We start from the raw sequence: 16910 nt of genomic DNA on the forward strand, positions 1-16910 counted from the left end.
AGCGGGGTGGCCCTTCTTACCGCATCACAGGAAATGGACGGCATGGCCAAGAGCAGAATTATCGTTGATTGCGACCCCGGCGTGGACGATGCCATCGCGCTTCTCCTGGCGTTTGCCTCGCCCGACGAGATCGAGATCGTCGGCATCACGACGGTCAACGGCAATGTCTCGCTGCCGTTGACCACGCGCAACGCCTTGCGCATCACCGCCATGGCCGGCCGGCAGGACATTCCAGTCTATGCCGGCTGCAGCCGCCCGATCATGCAGGGCCATCCGAGGGAGCCCTCGGTGCACGGCCTCGACGGGCTTGGCGATCTCGGCGTGGCCGATGCCACCCACGAGGCCGAGCGCCAGCACGCCGTCGATTTCATCATCGACACGGTAATGCGCGAGCCCGGCCAGATCACGCTCTGCCCGATCGGGCCGCTGACCAACATCGCGCTGGCGCTGATCAAGGAGCCGTCCATTTCGACCAAGATCAAGGCCATCGTCCTCATGGGCGGCGCCGTCTTCAATCCGGGCAACACCGCGACCGATGCCGAGTTCAACATCTGGATCGACCCGCATGCGGCGCAGATCGTGCTGTCGTCGGGCATCCCGATGACCATTTTCGGATTGGACGTGACCCGCCACGCGACGCTGACCCAGGAGCGGTTCGAGCAGTTGGAGCGCAACGCCAGCCCGATCATGAAGACCGCAATCGCCATGATGCGCTACTATGGCAGCGGCGACGCCAGCCTGCATGACCCTTGCGTGACCGCCTTCCTGATCGACCCCAGCCTGTTCAAGGGCGTCGACGCGGTGATCGAGGTCGACTGCGATCCCAAGGGCGCCTATGGCCGCACGCGAGCGGTCGAGAACGGCGCGGGCCTTCCGGTCTGCCATGTCATCACAGAGGTCGACGACGAGAGGCTGTTCCAGCTCATCGACCAGCGGCTGCGGCTTCTGTAGCTCGCCAGCGCGACCTCCACGGCGGCGGCAGTCAACGGGCCATGCCCGCCGACAGCGATCATGCTGCCCCCGCGCCCTGCTTGTCGAATTTTCGGATCGCCTCGGCGGTGACGGGCGTGAAGAAATTCACCAGATTGCCATCGGGGTCGCGGAACAGGAGCGAGCGGTTGCCCCAGGGCATGGTGGTCGGCTCCTGCACGATGGCATCGGCGAGGGCGCCAGACAGCCGGGTGAATTCCGCATCGACGTCGACGACGCGGAATTCGAGGATGGCGGTGTGGTTGTCCGCAGGGCGTGCCACGTCGCCGCCGAACAGTTGCAAGGTGCGTGTGCTGCCGATCGCCAGCGTGCAGGCCGGTGTCACCAGCTCGGCGAAATCCGGCGTGTACATGGTCACGGCCATGCCGGTGATCTGTTCGTAGAAATGCACGAGGCGCTGGACATCGGCGGTGATGATGCGGATCGAGACGAAATTCATGATGGTCTTCCCTTGTTGGTCGAAGCCCGCGACCGGGCCGTGACCGACTGGTAAACCCGGCCTGCTGCCACCATAGTGGCAACAGGAGGATGCGATGCGCCGCGCCGATCGACTGTTCCAGATCATCCAGATCATGCGGCGCTCGAGCCGCCCGGTGACGGCCAGCCAACTGGCTGAGGAACTGGAAGTGTCGAAGCGCTCCGTGTACCGCGACGTCGCCGACCTGATGGCGCAGCGGGTGCCGATCCAGGGCGAGGCGGGGCTGGGTTACGTCCTCGACCAGGATTTCGACATGCCGCCGCTGATGCTGACGCCCGACGAGCTGGAAGCAGCGGTGCTGGGCGCGCAATGGGTGGCCGACAAGGGCGACGCGGTTCTGGCGGCCGCCGCGCGCGACCTGATCGCCAAGATCTCGGCGGCGGTGCCCGAGCATCTGCGCCCCTTCATTGCCCATCCCACCATTGGCTCGCTCGTCGGCGCGCCTCCCGGCAGGGAGATCGCGCTGGACGGCATCGATGTCGCCCGCACCCGCCAGTGGATCCGCGGCGGTCGCAAGATCCATATCCGTTACCGTGACGACCAGGGCAGGGAGAGCGAAAGAACGATCTGGCCGGTGATCATCGGCTACGCCGAAACCGTCCGGCTGCTGGCCGCCTGGTGCGAGCTGCGCTCGACCTTCCGGCACTTCAGGGTGGATCGCATCATCGCCGCCGAGTTCCTCGACGAGCGCCACGGCCGCCGGCCCGCTGATCTCAGGGCACAATGGACGCGCCATTTTGAGGCCGAGCGCGGCGTCAGCCTGTTCTGATGCAAGCCGGCCGGGAAGGCGACGGACAACAGTTTGTCGGAGTAGAGCAACCCGGTCGCTCGCCAGCCTCATCAGGCTGGAGGCCAGCGGTTCGAAGCCGCTCCCCGCGGCCAGTTTCCGCGCTACGCGCTTCGCCAGATCGCGCAATAGGAATTGATGTCGGACTTGAACTGGACGATCTTCAGTTTGTCACGGGCGGCGGCGATCTTGCGTTGCTTCATATAGTTGGCGTCGCCGACGTCCCACCTCCAGAGGACATTCCTGGGATTCGGCGCCCATTTGGTACGCAACAGGTATTTGGGGGGCGAGGTGCTCTTGTCCGACCAGCAGTCGATGGCGACAGGCATCATGCCGTCTGCCTGCATCTGCTTGCTCTCGGCGTTCGCCTGATCCGTGGTCAGCCAGCCGTCATCCCGCTTGGAGCTGGTGGAGCAGCCTGCAACCACCAGACAAAGTCCTGCAAAGGCAGCCGACTTCAGGCCCGAGTGACGTCGATCGCTCATGTGGTGCGCCTCCTTTCGTCCGGACGTCAGGAAACCACCTATGTCGCTGGCTGACAAGTAAAAGCGCTTCGTCGTCAGCCAAGAGGGTTCCAAAGCGCCCATACGCCGGCGGCGATGCCATCAGCGCTTGTTCCATCCACCGGCGTTGGCGGTTGCAATAGCCACTGCCTATGGCCGCCGGTACAGGGATCATGCCGGCGAAACGAGCCATTGCCGTAGTCGGCGCGGTCTATCCTTCCAAGTTCGAAGGGAGACTGTTGTCGCTTACCAAAACCCGGGCGCTGTGCACGGACGGTCTCATCGGTATCGGCCTGCCGCGAATCTGTGCTAAGCCGCCGCCAAACCAACCAAAAGGACGACACCCGTGAGCGAACTGACCGTGGCCGAGGCGACCGAAAACATCTATGCCTCACTCCGGGCGGACAATGCCGACATCGACGCACATATAGCGGCGCTCAAGGCAGCGCTGACACGAGAGGGGATGAAAGAGGCGGTGTTCGATCCGAGTAAATTGGCGCAGAGCAACCGATCGGGCCGCAAGTTGATGCAGGCTTATTTTCGGCAGCGCGGCGTGAGCGTGAGGTTTTCGGACTAGAGCCTGTTCCACCCCGATGGAATCGGGATGGGGCTCTATCTGGCTGTTTGAGAAGGATCCCAGGACAAACGGGAACCGTTTGTCCGAGAAAACCGGCTCCCGCTTTCGGGATCATGCTCCAGCTAGAAGTCCTTTGAAACCGCGTCCGCCAGATGGTCCAGTATGTTTCCCCAGCCCCTCGTATGACCTTCTACAATTGCCGTCGTCGGCAGACGCTCGTGGGTCAGCACGAGGTCGGTTTCATCGCCGTGCGGATTGAGTTCGACGGTCACCAACGTATTCACATTGTTCGTCAGCGGGCCAATCCACGTGAACACGAGCTTGCGTGGCCGGTCGACCTGCACATAGGTGCCGGATACTTCGCGGCTTGCTTCCCCCGATGACATGACAAGGCTGAAGGCGCCGCCAGGGCGCGGGTCAGAGCTTGCCTTGCAATTGACCGCGCCCGGGAAGGGGCTCATCCACCGAACCATCAAATCCGGTTTGGTCCACAGGTCGAAAATCTGCTCCGCCCCGGCTCTCACCCGGCGGCGTATCCGCACGGTAGGGGCCGTGGTGTCACCGTGAACCATGCTTGCGATCCTTTGGCCCGTGATCCTTGTTAAGCTCGTCCAGCAGGCGCTCCATACCGTCCAGGCGCTCCTCCCAATAGCGGCGCGTCCGCTCGATCCAGCCATCGATCTCGTCCAGAGAACGGGCGTTGATGGAGAGAATGTGGTCGCGCCCTTTCCTGTGCCGCTCGACCACGCCACTCGCTTCCAGCACGCGGATGTGTTTCGACACCGCATTCAGAGACATATCGAAGGGTTCGGCAAGCTCGGTCACACGCGCCTCGCCGCGCGAGAGCCGTTCGATAATCGCCCGCCGCGTCGGATCGGCTAACGCGGCGAATACCGCGTCGAGGCGCGCTGTGGGCGAAGCGGCTTCTTTCGACGCTTCGATCTCAACCATGGTGGTCCGCCAGCTCGATTCTCCATTTGAAAATATTCAACCCAACGGTTGACAATCTGTCAAGCCAGCGCTTTATTCAACCATATGGTTGAATAAATTTGATGATGAAGGAGAGCGCGATGCCAAATAGACCTCTTGCCGCCGCGGCCACGGCGGTCGCACTTCTGTCGGCCGCCGTCGCCCCGGCGCGGGCCGAGCCGGTCAAGAACGTCGTCCTTGTCCACGGCGCCTTCGCCGACGGTTCCGGGTGGCGGGATGTCGCCGACATTCTTGGCAAGGACGGCTACACGGTCAGCGTTGTGCAGGAGCCGCTGACATCACTCGCCGACGACGTCGCGGCGACAAAAAGGGTGCTGGATCTGCAGCAGGGCCCCACAATTCTGGTCGGCCACAGCTATGGAGGGGTGGTCATCACCGAGGCGGGCAATGCACCAAATGTCGTCGGCCTCGTCTATATTGCCGCCTTCATCCCCGACCGGGGCGAGAGTGCGGTCGGCCTGCTGTCGCAAGCGCCCGCCGCCAACCAGGACATGCGCGCCACCAAGGACGATTTCCTGTACCTTGAGCCGGCCGCTTTCCCCGCCGATTTCGCGGCCGACGTCGCGCCAGTCCAGGCGAACTTCATGGCACGCTCCCAGCAGATGCTAGCCAAGGCCGCTGGCGGCGCGGCGGTGACGGAAGCCGCCTGGCACCAGAAGAAGAGCTGGGCGCTGGTCGCGAGCCTCGACCACAACATCAATCCCGATCTTGAGCGCAGCATGGCGAAGCGGGCCGGCAGTGAAACCATCGAGGTTCCCGCCAGCCACGCTGTCTACCTTTCCAGGCCTGATGAAGTGGCTGGTTTGATCGAGCGGGCGGCAAAGGCGTCCGCCCGGTAACCTTCCATCCGAGACCATTATAATCCTTGAACGGTCGCCCGCGCCGCGGGCGGCCGTGATGGCGGCTCCGCCAACCCTGAATGACTGGCGGGGGCAGGACCTACTTCACCGTTATGGCCAGGCCGCTGAGATCGGCGTTGACTTGCAGGCCTACCTGCTTGCCCGTGAGTTCGAGTTGGGCGCCCTTGTCATTGGTCATGACGATTACCTGGGCTCCTTTGCCGATCGCACCGCCACCGCCCGCCGCGCCGTACACGCCCGTCACATCGCTGGCCCGGCGAATATGGCGCACGGTACCGTGGAAATAGGTCTTGGAAACCCCGAAGGCGATGCCGCCCGAGATGCCGCCGATCGAGATGGGATAGCTTCGACCATGGAAGGTCAGCGTGCCGTCACCGCCGGAGCCGCCGACGAAGAAGGCCGCCTTGTAAACGGCGAAGCGGATCGTGCCGCTGTCGGCATGCGCGGCGCTGGCAAAGCCAATGCCCGCTGTCGCGATGGCGGCAACAGCGACTGAACGAAAACTGGACGAAATCTTCATGATGGGCTCCTCAAGATCGCTGCTTACCCGGCCGGGTTCGCCAGCGTCGTGCCAAGTTACAACTGAACAATCTCGCCTGTCATTGGTTCCAAGCAAGCGGCCTGAATCTGGCCCTTGCTCGCCCTGGGTTTGCCGTTGCCAGGCGCGGAATGAAGTGCTGGCGATAGGACTGGCAACCTCGATGTCGCGGCGACGGGGGTAACTCGCCGCGCATTGTCTGACAGTGTGCCAAACGTGACGGGCGGTTGATCGTGGCAAGGTCACAGACATGTCTGTCACGTCGACTTAGGAAATGGACAGGATCTCGAGTTCGCGCTGGCCTAGAGCAAAATCCGAGCGGATAGAATCGATAGGGGTTTCGTTGGGATTGGAAATCTGATTCAGCATATCTGCTGGATTCGGAGGCCGGCATGGCATGGCGAAATCCTTATCGGAAGATTTGCGGGCTCGGGTGGTCGCAGCGGTTGATGGCGGCCTGTCGCGACGGGCGGCAGCGGCGCGATTTGGCGTGGCGGCGGCAAGCTCGGTGCGTTGGGTCCGGGAATGGCGCGAGACCGGAGCCACCTGCGCAAAGCCGCAGGGCGGCGACAGGCGGTCCCACCGCGTTGAAGCGTATCGCGACATCATCCTGGCGGCGATCGAGAGGCGGGTGGACATCACGCTGGTCGAACTCGCCGAGTTGCTGCGACAGGAGCATGGCGCGTCGTTTGCGACGAGCACGATCTGGCGGTTTCTCGATCGTCACTCCATGACCTTCAAAAAAAACGGCGCACGCCAGCGAGCAGGAGCGGCCAGACGTGGCGGCGCGACGAAACGCCTGGTTCGACGCCCAGCCCGATCTTGATCCCGAGCATCTGGTCTTCATCGACGAGACCGGAGCCTCGACAAAGATGGCTCGACTGCGGGGGCGCACGAAGCGCGGGATGCGGTGCCGATCGCCAATCCCGCATGGCCATTGGAAGACGACGACGTTCACCGGCGCCCTGCGCCTCACTGGCATGACCGCGCCAATGGTCCTGGACGGCCCGATGACTGGCGAATGGTTTGTCGCCTATGTCGAGCAGGTTCTCGTGCCGACGCTGCGGCCCGACGATGTCGTGATCCTCGACAACCTGCCGGCGCACAAAAGCGCAGCCGCCCGTGTGGCGATCGAAGCAACCGGCGCAAGGATGATGTTCCTCCCGCCCTATTCCCCCGACTTCAACCCGATCGAGAACGCCTTTTCCAAGCTGAAATCGATTCTACGCAAAGCCGCCGCACGAACCGTCGCGGAATTGTGGGATACCATCAGCGCCGCACTGCCTTGCTTCACACCAACCGAGTGCGCCAACTACTTCGCCGCAACAGGATATGAGCCGGAATGATCAGATTCTGCTCTAGCTGGACAATGTCGCCAACGGTTTTGCCAATGAGCGCGATGGCAACCGGTGAACCATGCGAGATGGAAGCCTGGGACGGGTTGGCCTCATCCTCGCCGACGATGCGGAAGGTCTGGGTGCGGCCATCATCCCGCGCGAAGGCAACGCTGTGACCGAAGGCGATCACGTCATTGGACGTCGGCGCCGGCATGAGCCGAGCCGTGCGGACGCGCTCGGCATAATAGCTGACATCTCGAACCGGAACCGCCGACTGCCGCCGCCTCTCGTTGACATCTTCCAGCAGGTTGGCGGACGCGAGAGCCTGCTGGGCGCGAGCCAATTCATCCTGCAGCATTTTCAGGCCCGCCTCCGTGACGAGGTTGATCCGATCGGAGATAAAGCGAGCCGGCAGGATGGTTTCCGATGCCGCCTCGGCGCTTTCCTCGCTGGCGAATGCTACGCTCAATTGGTCGGAACTCCGTGTCGAACACTGTTGCTAATCGGATAACCCACAGCCGGCAATAAAGCTGCAAAAAATTTGACGGCCTGTTTAGCGGAACCGGATTGCCACAAACGAGCCTTTCCCCGACATCCCGAAACCTACCCGAACGGCTTTGGCGGCCTGTGCATGTCGATCGACGGAAGAGCCGGGCGTGGAAGGCGTCACATGGCCGGGTCTTCGTAGATGCCGATGATCAGGAGCCATGCACCCGAGATCAGGAAAGCGAACAGGACGATGATTCCAATGGCCGCGATGTAAAGTCCGACGCCGCGTCCGAGAATGAGGAAGAGCGAGCCCGCGACCTCGGCAAGGTAACACATCGTGCCGCCCGCAAGCCGCGGCGGGTTCAACCCGATGGAGCTCATGCCCGATCGGATCGCCACGATATAACCCCTGACAAATATGAACGTCGCCACAAGCCAGAGGAGAAGCCATTCGAAGCCAAGTGCGGGAAGATATTGATCTCCCAGAAGCGCAAGGCTGCATGCCATGAAAATCGCGCTGAAGCCCGACAGCATGTTGATGGCCCGGTTCTTATGCGTCGTGTTGCGGACTATGTGTTCGGGGTTGATGGAGATCGCGACGAAGATCAAGCCTGCAAGCGCTGCCGCGCCGCTGCCCACCATGACAAAGAAATTACTCCATTGATCCAACATAGGATTCTCCTCGGGTCCCAATTCCAGGATGTCGAGCTTCGGCCGGCCTGATCGACGCGAGGTCAGGCTACCATGGCTGCATTCCCGAACTCCACGGGGGCGAGATGGCGCATTGTCCGGGACGTTGCCCGATCGGCGCGCGCCTCAAAACCTTATGAGGTGACGATATCGCCTTGTGGCCTTGAGCAGCAATTCTCCGGCTCTTGGCAACAACAGGATCGGGAAGGCCAGCCGCAGCTTGATACGGTTTCGAAGGCGCAGATGGGGTATCAACGCCCATATATCCCAGGCAAGTTCGCGCATCCTTGCGTCGTTCTTGTAACGCCCGGCGCGCAAATACATGTGTGCACATAGCATCACGAAGCGCGGCGCGATGATATCGCGCACATAGTAGTGTCCGCGCCACCTGTCGTCTGGAAACTGCGAAACGAGCTTGCGAAAATAGTATCGCTGCGACTTCATCATGCGGTCCGAGGCGCCCGATGACGTATCGTAGATGCGCCATTGCGATAGCGAGTGAGAAATATAGGCATTGTCGTAGTTGCCTCGGAACATGCGAAGGAACAGATCGTCATCCTCGTAACCCGACAGGTTCTCGTCGAAGCCACCTACGGCTTCGAGCGCGGCCCGGTTTATGAGCGTTGCCGAGGGCTGGATCACCGCGCCTTGGGCAAGGAACTGCAAGAGGTCCCGCTTGGGATTCTGCAAAATCGGACGGTCGATAAAGGACCGCGCCACGATCAGGCCGTTTTCGTCGATGTCGTCGAAGTCGCTGTAGGACCATCCGAGCGGCAACCCTTCGCGGTGCTTTTCAAAAGGCTTGACGAGCTCTTCGAGGTGGTTCGGATACCATCTGTCATCTTGATCTATGAGCGCGATCAGATTGCTCTTGCCGCGCCCGATCGCAAGGTTCCGGCTCGCGGACTGGCCGGCATTCTTCTCCGCCACTATGAAAATTATTGGATATCGACGGCTCAGTTCCTCCACGATGGCGCGGCTTCCGTCGGTAGACCCGTCGTCGACAATGATGAACTCGTCCGGCAACAGGGTCTGCTCCAGGACCGAGTTTATCGCCTCGCGCAGGAAACGCTCGCCGTTGTACACCGGCATGACGGCGGTGATCGTCAGCCTCTTTTCGCGGCGACGACCGGTCTTGGGATCGGCGGCACTCCCTGCCGCGGCCATACGGTTCGAGAAGCTCGATGACGGGTTTTGCCTTTCATCGGCCTTCAGAGGCTGCATCCCGTCAACAGCCTTCGAGCCCGGAAACACGCTTGCCTCCAGACCCTTCACGATACGCGGCCCCAGCGAATGCGGGCCGCCATGCCCGGTTTTGCTGATGATGCACATCGAGTTCTCGAAACGGATCGACCTGATCTGCTTCAGGACACTCTCGTTGAACAGAAGCCGGTATTCAGGGAATTCGGCGGCCATCAGATCGGTGATCGTTTCATCCACGCCCCAGTGTTCCGCGTGAAGTGCGTCGACGAGCAATTTGAGGAATGAAATGGACGACTTCCTGTAAAACAGGCCGCCTTGCCATTGTTGCCAATAGCTCGTGTGCAAATCCTCGATGACATAGATGCCGCCGGCCTCGACAAGCGGGAAATATTTGAGAAAGGCGGTGATGACATCGTCCGAAACGTGCGATCCATCATCAATGATGATGTCAAAGGAGAGCGATATCGCTGTTATCTCTTCCCTGATGGCGTCGGCCGTACAGTCGCCGACGACAACTTCGATGCCTGACGCGAATTGGAGAAGCCGGCATTTCGGGTCGATGTCGCAGCCGATGAGGATTTTCGGCTTGGTGAAATACTCCGAGTATATTTCCAGGGATCCGCCATTCTGGATGCCGATCTCCAGGAGCGCGATCGGCTTGTCGCGGAATTGCGCGAACACGCTTTGATAAACTGGAATGTAGGATTGCCACTTGTCTGAAATTTTACCGCTGTTGGCCGCAAAAATTTCACCGAAAGACTTTTCCGCTGTCTCAACCAAGCTCGTCTAGCCCTTCTCGACCCCGGCCCATGTCAGCGTACGCCATCAGATGGCGACAAGCCCGCTCCCGATGCGCCTCTTCAACGCATGCTTAAGTGGCTTTCGCAATGTTGACAAATGTCATCACGACGGCGGCGGGTTACCGCTTTTGGCGCTTAGCGGACCTTTGGGGCCGCGCTCCCTGCGGGTTTGTTGAACTGGCCACAACATTGGGAGAACGAGCGCAAGATATTAGCGCATTCTAAAAATCGTCAAGGGGTAGGAAGTTACGGTCGGCTCGTCTGCCATAACGAGCACATCGCGCAATATCCAGACACTCGTCGCGCCGCTCGAAAGCGTACCATCGTTCGAAGTCCAGTTCCTGCGCAAAGCGCACGCCACCTTCAATTAGAATTTCGGGCTTGAGCTTGGCGAACAATTAATGGCCGCACGCATATATTTGCTGGATGATTGCCGGTAGATCCTTCTTTATTGCATATGCGTCCTTGACCGCCGTGACGGTGCTGTTGGTTGCAATGCCGCCGCTGACGATCCTTGTCGGCTTTCTGACCGTTGGCCTCGGGGCGCTGATCCCCTCAATCTGGCTCTATGCCACGGCGATGATGCCAGGACTATTGCTGTACCGGAGAGGCTTTCACTGGTCGCTTGCCGCGCTCGTCAGTATCGGGGCTGCAGCTGCGCTGGCCATCATACCCGCCAGGATCGCCGCGCAGCGAGCCGAGCGGGCCCTGCTCGAGCTTACATCCGGTGACTTCCGCAAGCCCTTACCGCGCAGGCCGCAGCAGATTGAGTTGATCCGCGACGAGGTGGCCTTTGTCCGCAAAGGCGACGATCCTGTCGAGCATGCGGCCTGCGATGAAGTCTGCCAGCACCTGCTGCTGACACGTCAGCTCACAACCGTCACCGTCGTCGCCCACGCCCAGTACGGCAAGCCGCCGATCGTGGTCAGCTACTCCCTTGCGGCGATGGCGAGGTGCCCCACGGCCTTCGGCAGCCGCCACACAAGGGTGCTTCGATCGACCACAATGGCCAGGATTGCCGGCCTCTGCATCATGCCGTCGCGGGGCGTCGGCATGATGGATGGCATCAGTATCAGCCAGGAGGAACTCGCCTACCGTTCGGTCCCCACACTCTATTTGACCGTGGTCAAACAGGCGCGGCGGATAGGAGTCACGGAGAGACGGCAGGGAGAGGACATTCCTCTCGTGCGCGCCACTGAAGTGGAGATCGGCAGCACGACGGCGCCCTTTCTGATTTTTCCTTATGCCGGGCTGCTGACGTCTGTCAGCGGGATCGGAAACCCGAAAGACGACCGTACCGTCAATCCGCAACCATTGCTGGCTTTGATGGACGAACTCGGCTTCTCGCTCGTTAGCCAGGGAAAACGGCGGCCCGACATGCCGGTGCCGGCGATGATCTTCTTTGCTGATGGTCCACTGCAGCCTGACAGGAACATGGTGTTGTCGATCCTTGCGCAGCCCGGCGTGGATCGCTTTGATGATGATCTGGAGGCTGCGGTCAACCAATGGGCGGAAAGGTTCTGGTCCGGCGAAGTTGACCTGGACTATGGCGACCGTTCGGCACTGTCCGCCGTGACGCTCGACCGCAGGATTTCACGGATTGGCGGTGTGAATGTGCTGTGGCGCGGCCGTCCAGGGCTGGTGGCGCTGCTGGCAGAACCGATCCTGACACGGCTGGCATGGCCAGTGAGTGCTCCCAACTACGATCGGGACCGACAATTGGCGATGCTGGTGGCTCGCCAGGACGAGTCTTTCCTGGCGGCACACTCGGCGGCGCTGCGTGCGATTGTGCGGAATCAGCTGTCGCGCAACACCTCGCCGTTGTTGGTTGCGGCCGCCAGGCTTGGGGCCGAGGGGATGCCTGCCGTGCTGGCCGGAATGGGTTCGGCCGACAACACCGTCCGCATCGATGCCATGCTTGCCGCTTGCCGCGTGCCGACGGATGTTGCGCCTCACATCCTGCCGGTCATCAGGACCATGCTGTTCGAACAAGGTCGATACGACGACTATTTGATCATTGCGCTCGCTGCCCTGGACAGCGTCGAAGCGGCCGAGCAGGAGGTCGAACGTCGACCTGACAAGGAAGGAAAGCGCCTGACCGCAATTTTGAACCACGCAATAGTCGACGGTAAGGTTGGCTGTCCAGATTTCACAAGCTGATCATTGTCGGTCGAGAATTGTCGTTCCGGCGAGAAGCCCGCCTGTTCAATGGACGGTCAAACCCACCGCAGTCATGCATGGATTAGTGTGGCACAACCTCAGGTGGGCATGTTCACCGCTGGCCCGCGCCGTAGCGCAGCCCGTTGACGAGCAGGGCGACCATGCGTTCGGCGCGGCCGCTTCCGGCATTGTGGGCCGACATGCACAGGCTCGCCACCGCGCCCAGGAGGTCGTCGGCATCGACATCGGCGCGGACCTCGCCGGCGGCGGTGGCCGCATCGAGAAGCGCGCGAAGGGCAGGGCGCAGCCGCTGGTCGAAGTAACCCGGCAGATTGTCGAAGGCCGGATCTCCCGAATGCAGCGCCTTGGCCAGCCCACGCTTGGCGGCAATGAAGGCGGCGTATCGCTGCATCCACGCCGCCAGCGCCTCAAAAGGTTCGTGCTCGGCCGACAGGATGGGGGCGGCATCGGCGCAAGCGTCGATCTCGCGGCGGAAGACGGCGGAGATCAGGTCGGAGCGCTGTGGGAAATGGCGATAGACGGTGCCGATGCCGACGCCGGCTTTCTCCGCGATCTCGCGCACCGGCGCGTCCACGCCTGAGGTCGCGAACACCGCCATGGCCGTCTGCAGCAGCGTGTCGAGGTTGCGCTGTGCGTCGGCGCGCACGCGCCGTTCCGTACCGCCACGCGGCTTCAGGCCATCATCTGAATCGTCTGTTTTGTCGTTCACGGTGCATCCACTTGCTAAACGGAACAATGTTCCGTATAAAGCGGAATGCCGTTCCGGTTATCTGAATAGCACAGCAGGCTGGCGTTGGCCACATCAACGCAAAAGGAGATCATCATGCAGGACAAGCCCGTCGCCCTCGTTACCGGGGCCAATCAAGGTATCGGTCTTCAGATCGCGAAAGACCTGGTCACGCACGGCTTCACCGTTCTGGTCGGGTCACGCAATTTCGAGAAAGGCGAGGCCGCGGCCAAGGAGGTTGGGCCGGATGCCCGCGCACTCCAGCTCGACGTGACGGACCAGGCTTCGATCACCGCCGCTGCTCAGCGCATCCGCAATGAGCTTGGCCGCCTCGACGTGCTCGTCAACAACGCGGCCATCTCGAATACGAGACTGCGGCCGGGCATGTCCGTCGAGGAGTATTCTCAGTCGACCCGCCCGAGCAACGTATCCCTCGACGAAGTGCGCGCGGTGTTCGAAACCAATGTGTTCGGCGTGCTCGCCGTCACGCAGGCGATGCTGCCGCTGATGCGCGAGGCGCCGGCAGCCCGCATCGTCAACGTGTCGAGCGGGGTTGGCTCGCTGACGCGGAACTCGGACCCGGCCTTCCCCTACCGCCAGATCTTCGGCCCGGTTTACCCAGCGTCCAAGACCGCGCTCAATGCCATGACGCTTGCCATTGCGATCGAGCTGGAGCCGACGGGGATCAAGGTCAACGCCGTCTCGCCGGGTTTCACCAAAACGAACCTCAACAATTATGCGGGCACGGAGACTGTCGAGGAGGGCGCCCGCGAAGCTGTACGCGTTGCGCTACTCGGCCCGGAGGGACCGACGGGAGCGTTCTCGGGCACGAACGGCCCGATCCCGTGGTGATGCAATATCGAGCGCATGAAATCCGGCTGAAATGTCGTCGCTGGCCACGCATCAATGAACAACAAGGAATGGACCATGCAGTACCGCACACTTGGAAGAACCGGAATCAAAGTCAGCCCCTATTGCCTGGGGGCGATGATGTTCGGCAGTATCGCGAACTCCGATCACGACGAATGCATCCGCATCATCCACAGGGCCCTCGATTTCGGCATCAACTTCATCGACACCGCCGACAGGTACAGCAACGGCGAGTCGGAGGAGATCGTTGGCAAGGCGCTTAAAGGCCGGCGTGACAACGTCGTGCTGTCCACCAAGGTCCACGGGCCCATGGGGAACGATCCGAACAGCCAAGGCAATTCCCGACGCTGGATCGTGCAGGCGGTGGAGGCGTCGCTGCGCCGCCTGCGGACCGACCATATCGATCTCTACCTCATTCATCGGCCGGCGCCGGATACCGACATCGAGGAAACGCTGTCCGCGCTCACCGACCTGATGCACGCGGGCAAGGTGCGTGCTATCGGGTCCTCGACCTTCCCTGCCTCCGAGATGGTCGAGGCCCAGTGGGTCGCCGAGCGCCGCGGGCTCGCCCGTTTCCGCACGGAACAGCCACCCTATTCGATCCTGGATCGCGGCATCGAGCGCGAAGTGCTCCCCGTCTGCGAGCGCTACGGAATGGGAGCGATGGTCTGGAGTCCCTTGTCCAAGGGGCTGCTGACTGGGCGCTACCGCAAGGGGCAGCCACAGCCCGACAGCCTGCGGGTGAAATACATGCCGAGGCAAATGTCCGATGAGCGCAGCCTGGACGCGGTCGAGCAACTGATCCCGCTGGCGGAAGAGGCGGGGTTGTCGCTCACCCACATGGCGATGGCTTTCGTGATGGCGCATCGCGGCGTGACGTCAGCCATTCTCGGGCCGCGCACGATGCAGCATCTCGACGATCTGCTCGCCGGCGCGGAGGTTCGCCTTGGCGACGACGTTCTGGACCGGATCGACCAGATCGTCCCGCCGGGAACCGACGTCGGGCTGAACGAGGCGAACTACAACCCGCCGGCGATCCTGCAAGCCAATCTGCGCCGCCGACCCATCACGGAGCGCGGCGCAGCCTGATCGGCTCATGAGGCGGCGTCCGGTCGTTCTGGACGCCGCCTTCTACTTTTGTGCTTTCGCCCGGGCTGGCGCCTTCTTCTTCGCCTTGGCCTGGTTGTAGCCGACGGCGGCGCGGATCAGTTCTTTCAGCGCCTGTGCGTCGATCTCGTCACCCTCGAAGATGTCGATCGACCGCCACACCTTGCCGCCGAAGCCGTTGTTGAACAGCTTGCCGGGGTCGGCCAAGCTCGCGCCATGGGAGAAGGTGAGCTTGATCTTGTCCTTGTGGGCGTTGCCGACCACCATGTTGCCGTTGCTGCACCATACCGGGCTACCCATCCACTTCCACTCCTCGACGATCTCCGGGTCGGCTTCAAGGATGGTCTTGCGGATGCCGGCGAGCTTCTTGCCGCGCCAGTCGGTGAGGCCGGCGATCAACTGGTCGATATGGTCGGATGGGTTCATGGGATGTTTTTCCTGCCGTGTCCGCGTTTCATAGTGCCGTCAAACAGATGCATGCGCCATACCCGGTGATGCCAGCGCTGTTCGCCGGGCCGGCCATGATTGCTGGCCTCACCAGCGCGCCAACTGCGTGATCTGGACGAGGTTGCCGCAGGTGTCGTTGAGCTGCGCGATGGTCGAACCGGTGACCTCGGTCGGCGCCATGGTGAAGGTGCCGCCGCTCGCCTTGATGCGCTCATGGTCGGCCTTGATGTCGTCGGTGAAGAACATCACCGCCGGCTGTTCCTGCTTGAAGATGGCCTGCTGGTAGGCCTTGGCCGCCGGGTTGTCGTTGAGCGCGAGCTGCAGTTCGGTCCCATCGGGATCGTCGGGCGAGGTGACGGTCAGCCAGCGGTAGGGGCCGTTGCTGAAGTCGGCTTTCTTGGTGAAGCCCAGCACGTCGGTGTAGAAGCGCAGGGCGTTTTCCTGGTTGTCGACATGGATGGTGGTCAGTTTGATCTTCATCGCTATTCCTCCTTGGTGATGGTCGCGTTTGCGCTGCCCGCGAAAAGGGTTCGGCGGCGAATGGTTTCGGTACTGTCAATCAATCGGCGCGATCCACAGGAACAGCGCCGTCGCGCGTCGCTTGGTCTACGGAATCCAGCCGGGCAGGGCGGCGGCCTGCTTCAGCCACTCCGCCATCTGCGCCTCGTCGAACGCATCGTCTTCATAGATGTCGATCCAGCGGGCGTCCTTGCTCTTCACCGTGCCGCCGGGCGGGATCGGTTGGAGCGACATGCCGGCGAAGAAGGTCACCTTCACGTAACGGGTCAGCACATGAAACGTCACGAACCAGCCCTGGCCTTCGACGCAGTAGAAGGGCGAGTTCCATCTCACCGCCTTGTTGACGCCAGGCACGTTGTCGACGATGAGCGCGTCGAGGCGCTCGCCCAGGCCGCGTTTCCAGCCCGGCATCGCGGCGATGTAGGCCTGCACGGGGGCGTCGCCGTCGCCCTTGGCTATTTGCGGATTGCCGCCCGAGAGCAGCACGACCTCTTCGCCCGTTCGCGCCGTCTTGACGTCGCGCGCTCTTGCCTTCTTGCCTGTCATTGCGTTCATCCCCCGATTGTCGACCCCCGCCATTTGGTGGCATAGGGCAGCGCGAACAAGTAGAGACCGGTGAGCAGCAGCAAGGCGAGCGGCAACAGCGGCAGGAAATACACCCATTGGGCGGGTTGTTTCCCCAAACCCAAGGTGGCGAAGATGGCGGCGACGATCAGCGTGAAGATGATCGACAGCCAGCGATGGATTTGTCGAAACCATGTGTTCCAGTTCAAAGGGACCTCCCGTCAAAATTGAGCCGATGCGGATCCAGCGAACC

Annotated in this window: 21 protein-coding genes and 1 tRNA gene; 9 read left to right on the plus strand and 13 right to left on the minus strand. The window is 61.9% G+C overall.

What is annotated here, in order from left to right:
- Window positions 1–42: 42 nt before the first annotated feature.
- Window positions 43–951, plus strand: a complete 909-nt coding sequence (locus tag LGH82_RS30015) for a nucleoside hydrolase (protein WP_227346143.1) — start codon at window positions 43–45, stop codon at window positions 949–951.
- 58 nt (window positions 952–1009) lie between these two features.
- On the opposite strand, the gene LGH82_RS30020 is transcribed toward LGH82_RS30015, so the two are convergent.
- Entirely contained in the window at window positions 1010–1429 is a 420-nt protein-coding gene (locus LGH82_RS30020; protein ID WP_227346144.1) for a VOC family protein, read from the minus strand.
- Window positions 1430–1523: 94 nt separating this feature from the next.
- Between LGH82_RS30020 and LGH82_RS30025 the strand changes: the two genes are divergently transcribed.
- Both LGH82_RS30025 and LGH82_RS30030 read left to right on the plus strand, forming a co-directional pair.
- Window positions 1524–2237 (plus strand): helix-turn-helix transcriptional regulator, encoded by a 714-nt coding sequence (locus LGH82_RS30025; protein WP_227346145.1) that lies wholly within the window; start codon window positions 1524–1526, stop codon window positions 2235–2237.
- A gap of 35 nt (window positions 2238–2272) precedes the next feature.
- A tRNA-Met gene (locus LGH82_RS30030) sits at window positions 2273–2350 on the plus strand.
- A gap of 9 nt (window positions 2351–2359) precedes the next feature.
- On the opposite strand, the gene LGH82_RS30035 is transcribed toward LGH82_RS30030, so the two are convergent.
- Complete coding sequence (locus LGH82_RS30035; protein ID WP_227346146.1) at window positions 2360–2740, minus strand: hypothetical protein; 381 nt, start codon at window positions 2738–2740, stop codon at window positions 2360–2362.
- A 364-nt stretch (window positions 2741–3104) separates the two neighbouring features.
- Here LGH82_RS30035 and LGH82_RS30040 point away from each other — a divergent pair, with 364 nt between their 5' ends.
- A complete protein-coding gene (locus LGH82_RS30040; protein ID WP_227346147.1) occupies window positions 3105–3335 on the plus strand; it encodes a hypothetical protein in 231 nt (76 codons plus the stop codon).
- 122 nt (window positions 3336–3457) lie between these two features.
- On the opposite strand, the gene LGH82_RS30045 is transcribed toward LGH82_RS30040, so the two are convergent.
- Both LGH82_RS30045 and LGH82_RS30050 read right to left on the minus strand, forming a co-directional pair.
- Window positions 3458–3907 (minus strand): SRPBCC family protein, encoded by a 450-nt coding sequence (locus tag LGH82_RS30045; protein ID WP_227346148.1) that lies wholly within the window; start codon window positions 3905–3907, stop codon window positions 3458–3460.
- On the minus strand, window positions 3894–4286 hold the full coding sequence (locus LGH82_RS30050) for an ArsR/SmtB family transcription factor (protein ID WP_227346149.1): 393 nt from the start codon (window positions 4284–4286) through the stop codon (window positions 3894–3896). The genes LGH82_RS30045 and LGH82_RS30050 overlap by 14 nt, the downstream gene beginning before the upstream one ends.
- Before the next feature lie 119 nt (window positions 4287–4405).
- Between LGH82_RS30050 and LGH82_RS30055 the strand changes: the two genes are divergently transcribed.
- Window positions 4406–5164, plus strand: coding sequence for an alpha/beta fold hydrolase (locus LGH82_RS30055; protein WP_227346150.1), 759 nt, complete (start codon window positions 4406–4408; stop codon window positions 5162–5164).
- Window positions 5165–5264: 100 nt separating this feature from the next.
- Here LGH82_RS30055 and LGH82_RS30060 read toward each other — a convergent pair whose 3' ends face one another.
- The gene (locus LGH82_RS30060) at window positions 5265–5705 is read right to left on the minus strand and encodes a hypothetical protein (RefSeq protein WP_227346151.1); all 441 of its coding nucleotides are present in this window, start codon (window positions 5703–5705) and stop codon (window positions 5265–5267) included.
- Between the two features lie 415 nt (window positions 5706–6120).
- Between LGH82_RS30060 and LGH82_RS30065 the strand changes: the two genes are divergently transcribed.
- Window positions 6121–7069 (plus strand): IS630 family transposase gene (locus LGH82_RS30065; protein WP_227343924.1). Its coding sequence is split into 2 segments (ribosomal slippage): window positions 6121–6464 and window positions 6463–7069, totalling 951 coding nucleotides; the frame shifts between segments, so codons are not numbered across the junction.
- Here LGH82_RS30065 and greA read toward each other — a convergent pair.
- The 3 genes from greA to LGH82_RS30080 all read right to left on the minus strand — a co-directional run bounded on the left by greA (window position 7014) and on the right by LGH82_RS30080 (window position 10123).
- The gene (gene greA, locus LGH82_RS30070) at window positions 7014–7529 is read right to left on the minus strand and encodes a transcription elongation factor GreA (protein WP_227346152.1); all 516 of its coding nucleotides are present in this window, start codon (window positions 7527–7529) and stop codon (window positions 7014–7016) included. The genes LGH82_RS30065 and greA overlap by 56 nt on opposite strands.
- Window positions 7530–7726: 197 nt before the next feature.
- Window positions 7727–8242, minus strand: coding sequence for a hypothetical protein (locus LGH82_RS30075; protein ID WP_227346153.1), 516 nt, complete (start codon window positions 8240–8242; stop codon window positions 7727–7729).
- 123 nt (window positions 8243–8365) lie between these two features.
- Window positions 8366–10123: a glycosyltransferase family 2 protein gene (locus LGH82_RS30080; protein ID WP_227346154.1), complete on the minus strand. Its 1758-nt coding sequence runs from the start codon at window positions 10121–10123 to the stop codon at window positions 8366–8368.
- A 584-nt stretch (window positions 10124–10707) separates the two neighbouring features.
- On the opposite strand from LGH82_RS30080, the gene LGH82_RS30085 reads away from it, so the two are divergent.
- Complete coding sequence (locus LGH82_RS30085) at window positions 10708–12402, plus strand: hypothetical protein (RefSeq protein WP_227346155.1); 1695 nt, start codon at window positions 10708–10710, stop codon at window positions 12400–12402.
- A 112-nt stretch (window positions 12403–12514) separates the two neighbouring features.
- On the opposite strand, the gene LGH82_RS30090 is transcribed toward LGH82_RS30085, so the two are convergent.
- Window positions 12515–13132 (minus strand): TetR/AcrR family transcriptional regulator, encoded by a 618-nt coding sequence (locus LGH82_RS30090; RefSeq protein ID WP_227346156.1) that lies wholly within the window; start codon window positions 13130–13132, stop codon window positions 12515–12517.
- Window positions 13133–13246: 114 nt separating this feature from the next.
- Here LGH82_RS30090 and LGH82_RS30095 point away from each other — a divergent pair, with 114 nt between their 5' ends.
- Entirely contained in the window at window positions 13247–14002 is a 756-nt protein-coding gene (locus tag LGH82_RS30095) for an SDR family oxidoreductase (RefSeq protein ID WP_227346157.1), read from the plus strand.
- A 75-nt stretch (window positions 14003–14077) separates the two neighbouring features.
- A complete protein-coding gene (locus tag LGH82_RS30100; protein WP_227346158.1) occupies window positions 14078–15109 on the plus strand; it encodes an aldo/keto reductase in 1032 nt (343 codons plus the stop codon).
- Window positions 15110–15151: 42 nt separating this feature from the next.
- Here LGH82_RS30100 and LGH82_RS30105 read toward each other — a convergent pair whose 3' ends face one another.
- From LGH82_RS30105 to LGH82_RS30120, 4 genes are all read right to left on the minus strand, one after another.
- Window positions 15152–15553: a DUF1801 domain-containing protein gene (locus LGH82_RS30105; RefSeq protein WP_227346159.1), complete on the minus strand. Its 402-nt coding sequence runs from the start codon at window positions 15551–15553 to the stop codon at window positions 15152–15154.
- A gap of 108 nt (window positions 15554–15661) precedes the next feature.
- A complete protein-coding gene (locus LGH82_RS30110; RefSeq protein WP_227346160.1) occupies window positions 15662–16054 on the minus strand; it encodes a VOC family protein in 393 nt (130 codons plus the stop codon).
- Between the two features lie 126 nt (window positions 16055–16180).
- Window positions 16181–16639, minus strand: coding sequence for a DUF1801 domain-containing protein (locus tag LGH82_RS30115; protein WP_227346161.1), 459 nt, complete (start codon window positions 16637–16639; stop codon window positions 16181–16183).
- 5 nt (window positions 16640–16644) lie between these two features.
- Entirely contained in the window at window positions 16645–16866 is a 222-nt protein-coding gene (locus LGH82_RS30120) for a hypothetical protein (RefSeq protein ID WP_227346162.1), read from the minus strand.
- Window positions 16867–16910: the final 44 nt, after the last annotated feature.

Origin of the sequence: Mesorhizobium sp. PAMC28654, assembly GCF_020616515.1 — a bacterium.
Lineage (GTDB): Bacteria > Pseudomonadota > Alphaproteobacteria > Rhizobiales > Rhizobiaceae > Mesorhizobium.

Excerpts from the sequence above, each read along its gene's own strand:
- LGH82_RS30045 (WP_227346148.1), bottom strand. The coding sequence starts at position 3,907 with ATGGTTCACGGTGACACCACGGCCCCTACCGTGCGGATACGCCGCCGG.
- LGH82_RS30015 (WP_227346143.1), top strand. The coding sequence starts at position 43 with ATGGCCAAGAGCAGAATTATCGTTGATTGCGACCCCGGCGTGGACGAT.
- LGH82_RS30055 (WP_227346150.1), top strand. The coding sequence starts at position 4,406 with ATGCCAAATAGACCTCTTGCCGCCGCGGCCACGGCGGTCGCACTTCTG.
- LGH82_RS30035 (WP_227346146.1), bottom strand. The coding sequence starts at position 2,740 with ATGAGCGATCGACGTCACTCGGGCCTGAAGTCGGCTGCCTTTGCAGGA.
- LGH82_RS30060 (WP_227346151.1), bottom strand. The coding sequence starts at position 5,705 with ATGAAGATTTCGTCCAGTTTTCGTTCAGTCGCTGTTGCCGCCATCGCG.
- LGH82_RS30105 (WP_227346159.1), bottom strand. The coding sequence starts at position 15,553 with ATGAACCCATCCGACCATATCGACCAGTTGATCGCCGGCCTCACCGAC.
- LGH82_RS30095 (WP_227346157.1), top strand. The coding sequence starts at position 13,247 with ATGCAGGACAAGCCCGTCGCCCTCGTTACCGGGGCCAATCAAGGTATC.
- LGH82_RS30100 (WP_227346158.1), top strand. The coding sequence starts at position 14,078 with ATGCAGTACCGCACACTTGGAAGAACCGGAATCAAAGTCAGCCCCTAT.
- LGH82_RS30110 (WP_227346160.1), bottom strand. The coding sequence starts at position 16,054 with ATGAAGATCAAACTGACCACCATCCATGTCGACAACCAGGAAAACGCC.
- LGH82_RS30050 (WP_227346149.1), bottom strand. The coding sequence starts at position 4,286 with ATGGTTGAGATCGAAGCGTCGAAAGAAGCCGCTTCGCCCACAGCGCGC.
- LGH82_RS30115 (WP_227346161.1), bottom strand. The coding sequence starts at position 16,639 with ATGACAGGCAAGAAGGCAAGAGCGCGCGACGTCAAGACGGCGCGAACG.
- LGH82_RS30020 (WP_227346144.1), bottom strand. The coding sequence starts at position 1,429 with ATGAATTTCGTCTCGATCCGCATCATCACCGCCGATGTCCAGCGCCTC.
- LGH82_RS30025 (WP_227346145.1), top strand. The coding sequence starts at position 1,524 with ATGCGCCGCGCCGATCGACTGTTCCAGATCATCCAGATCATGCGGCGC.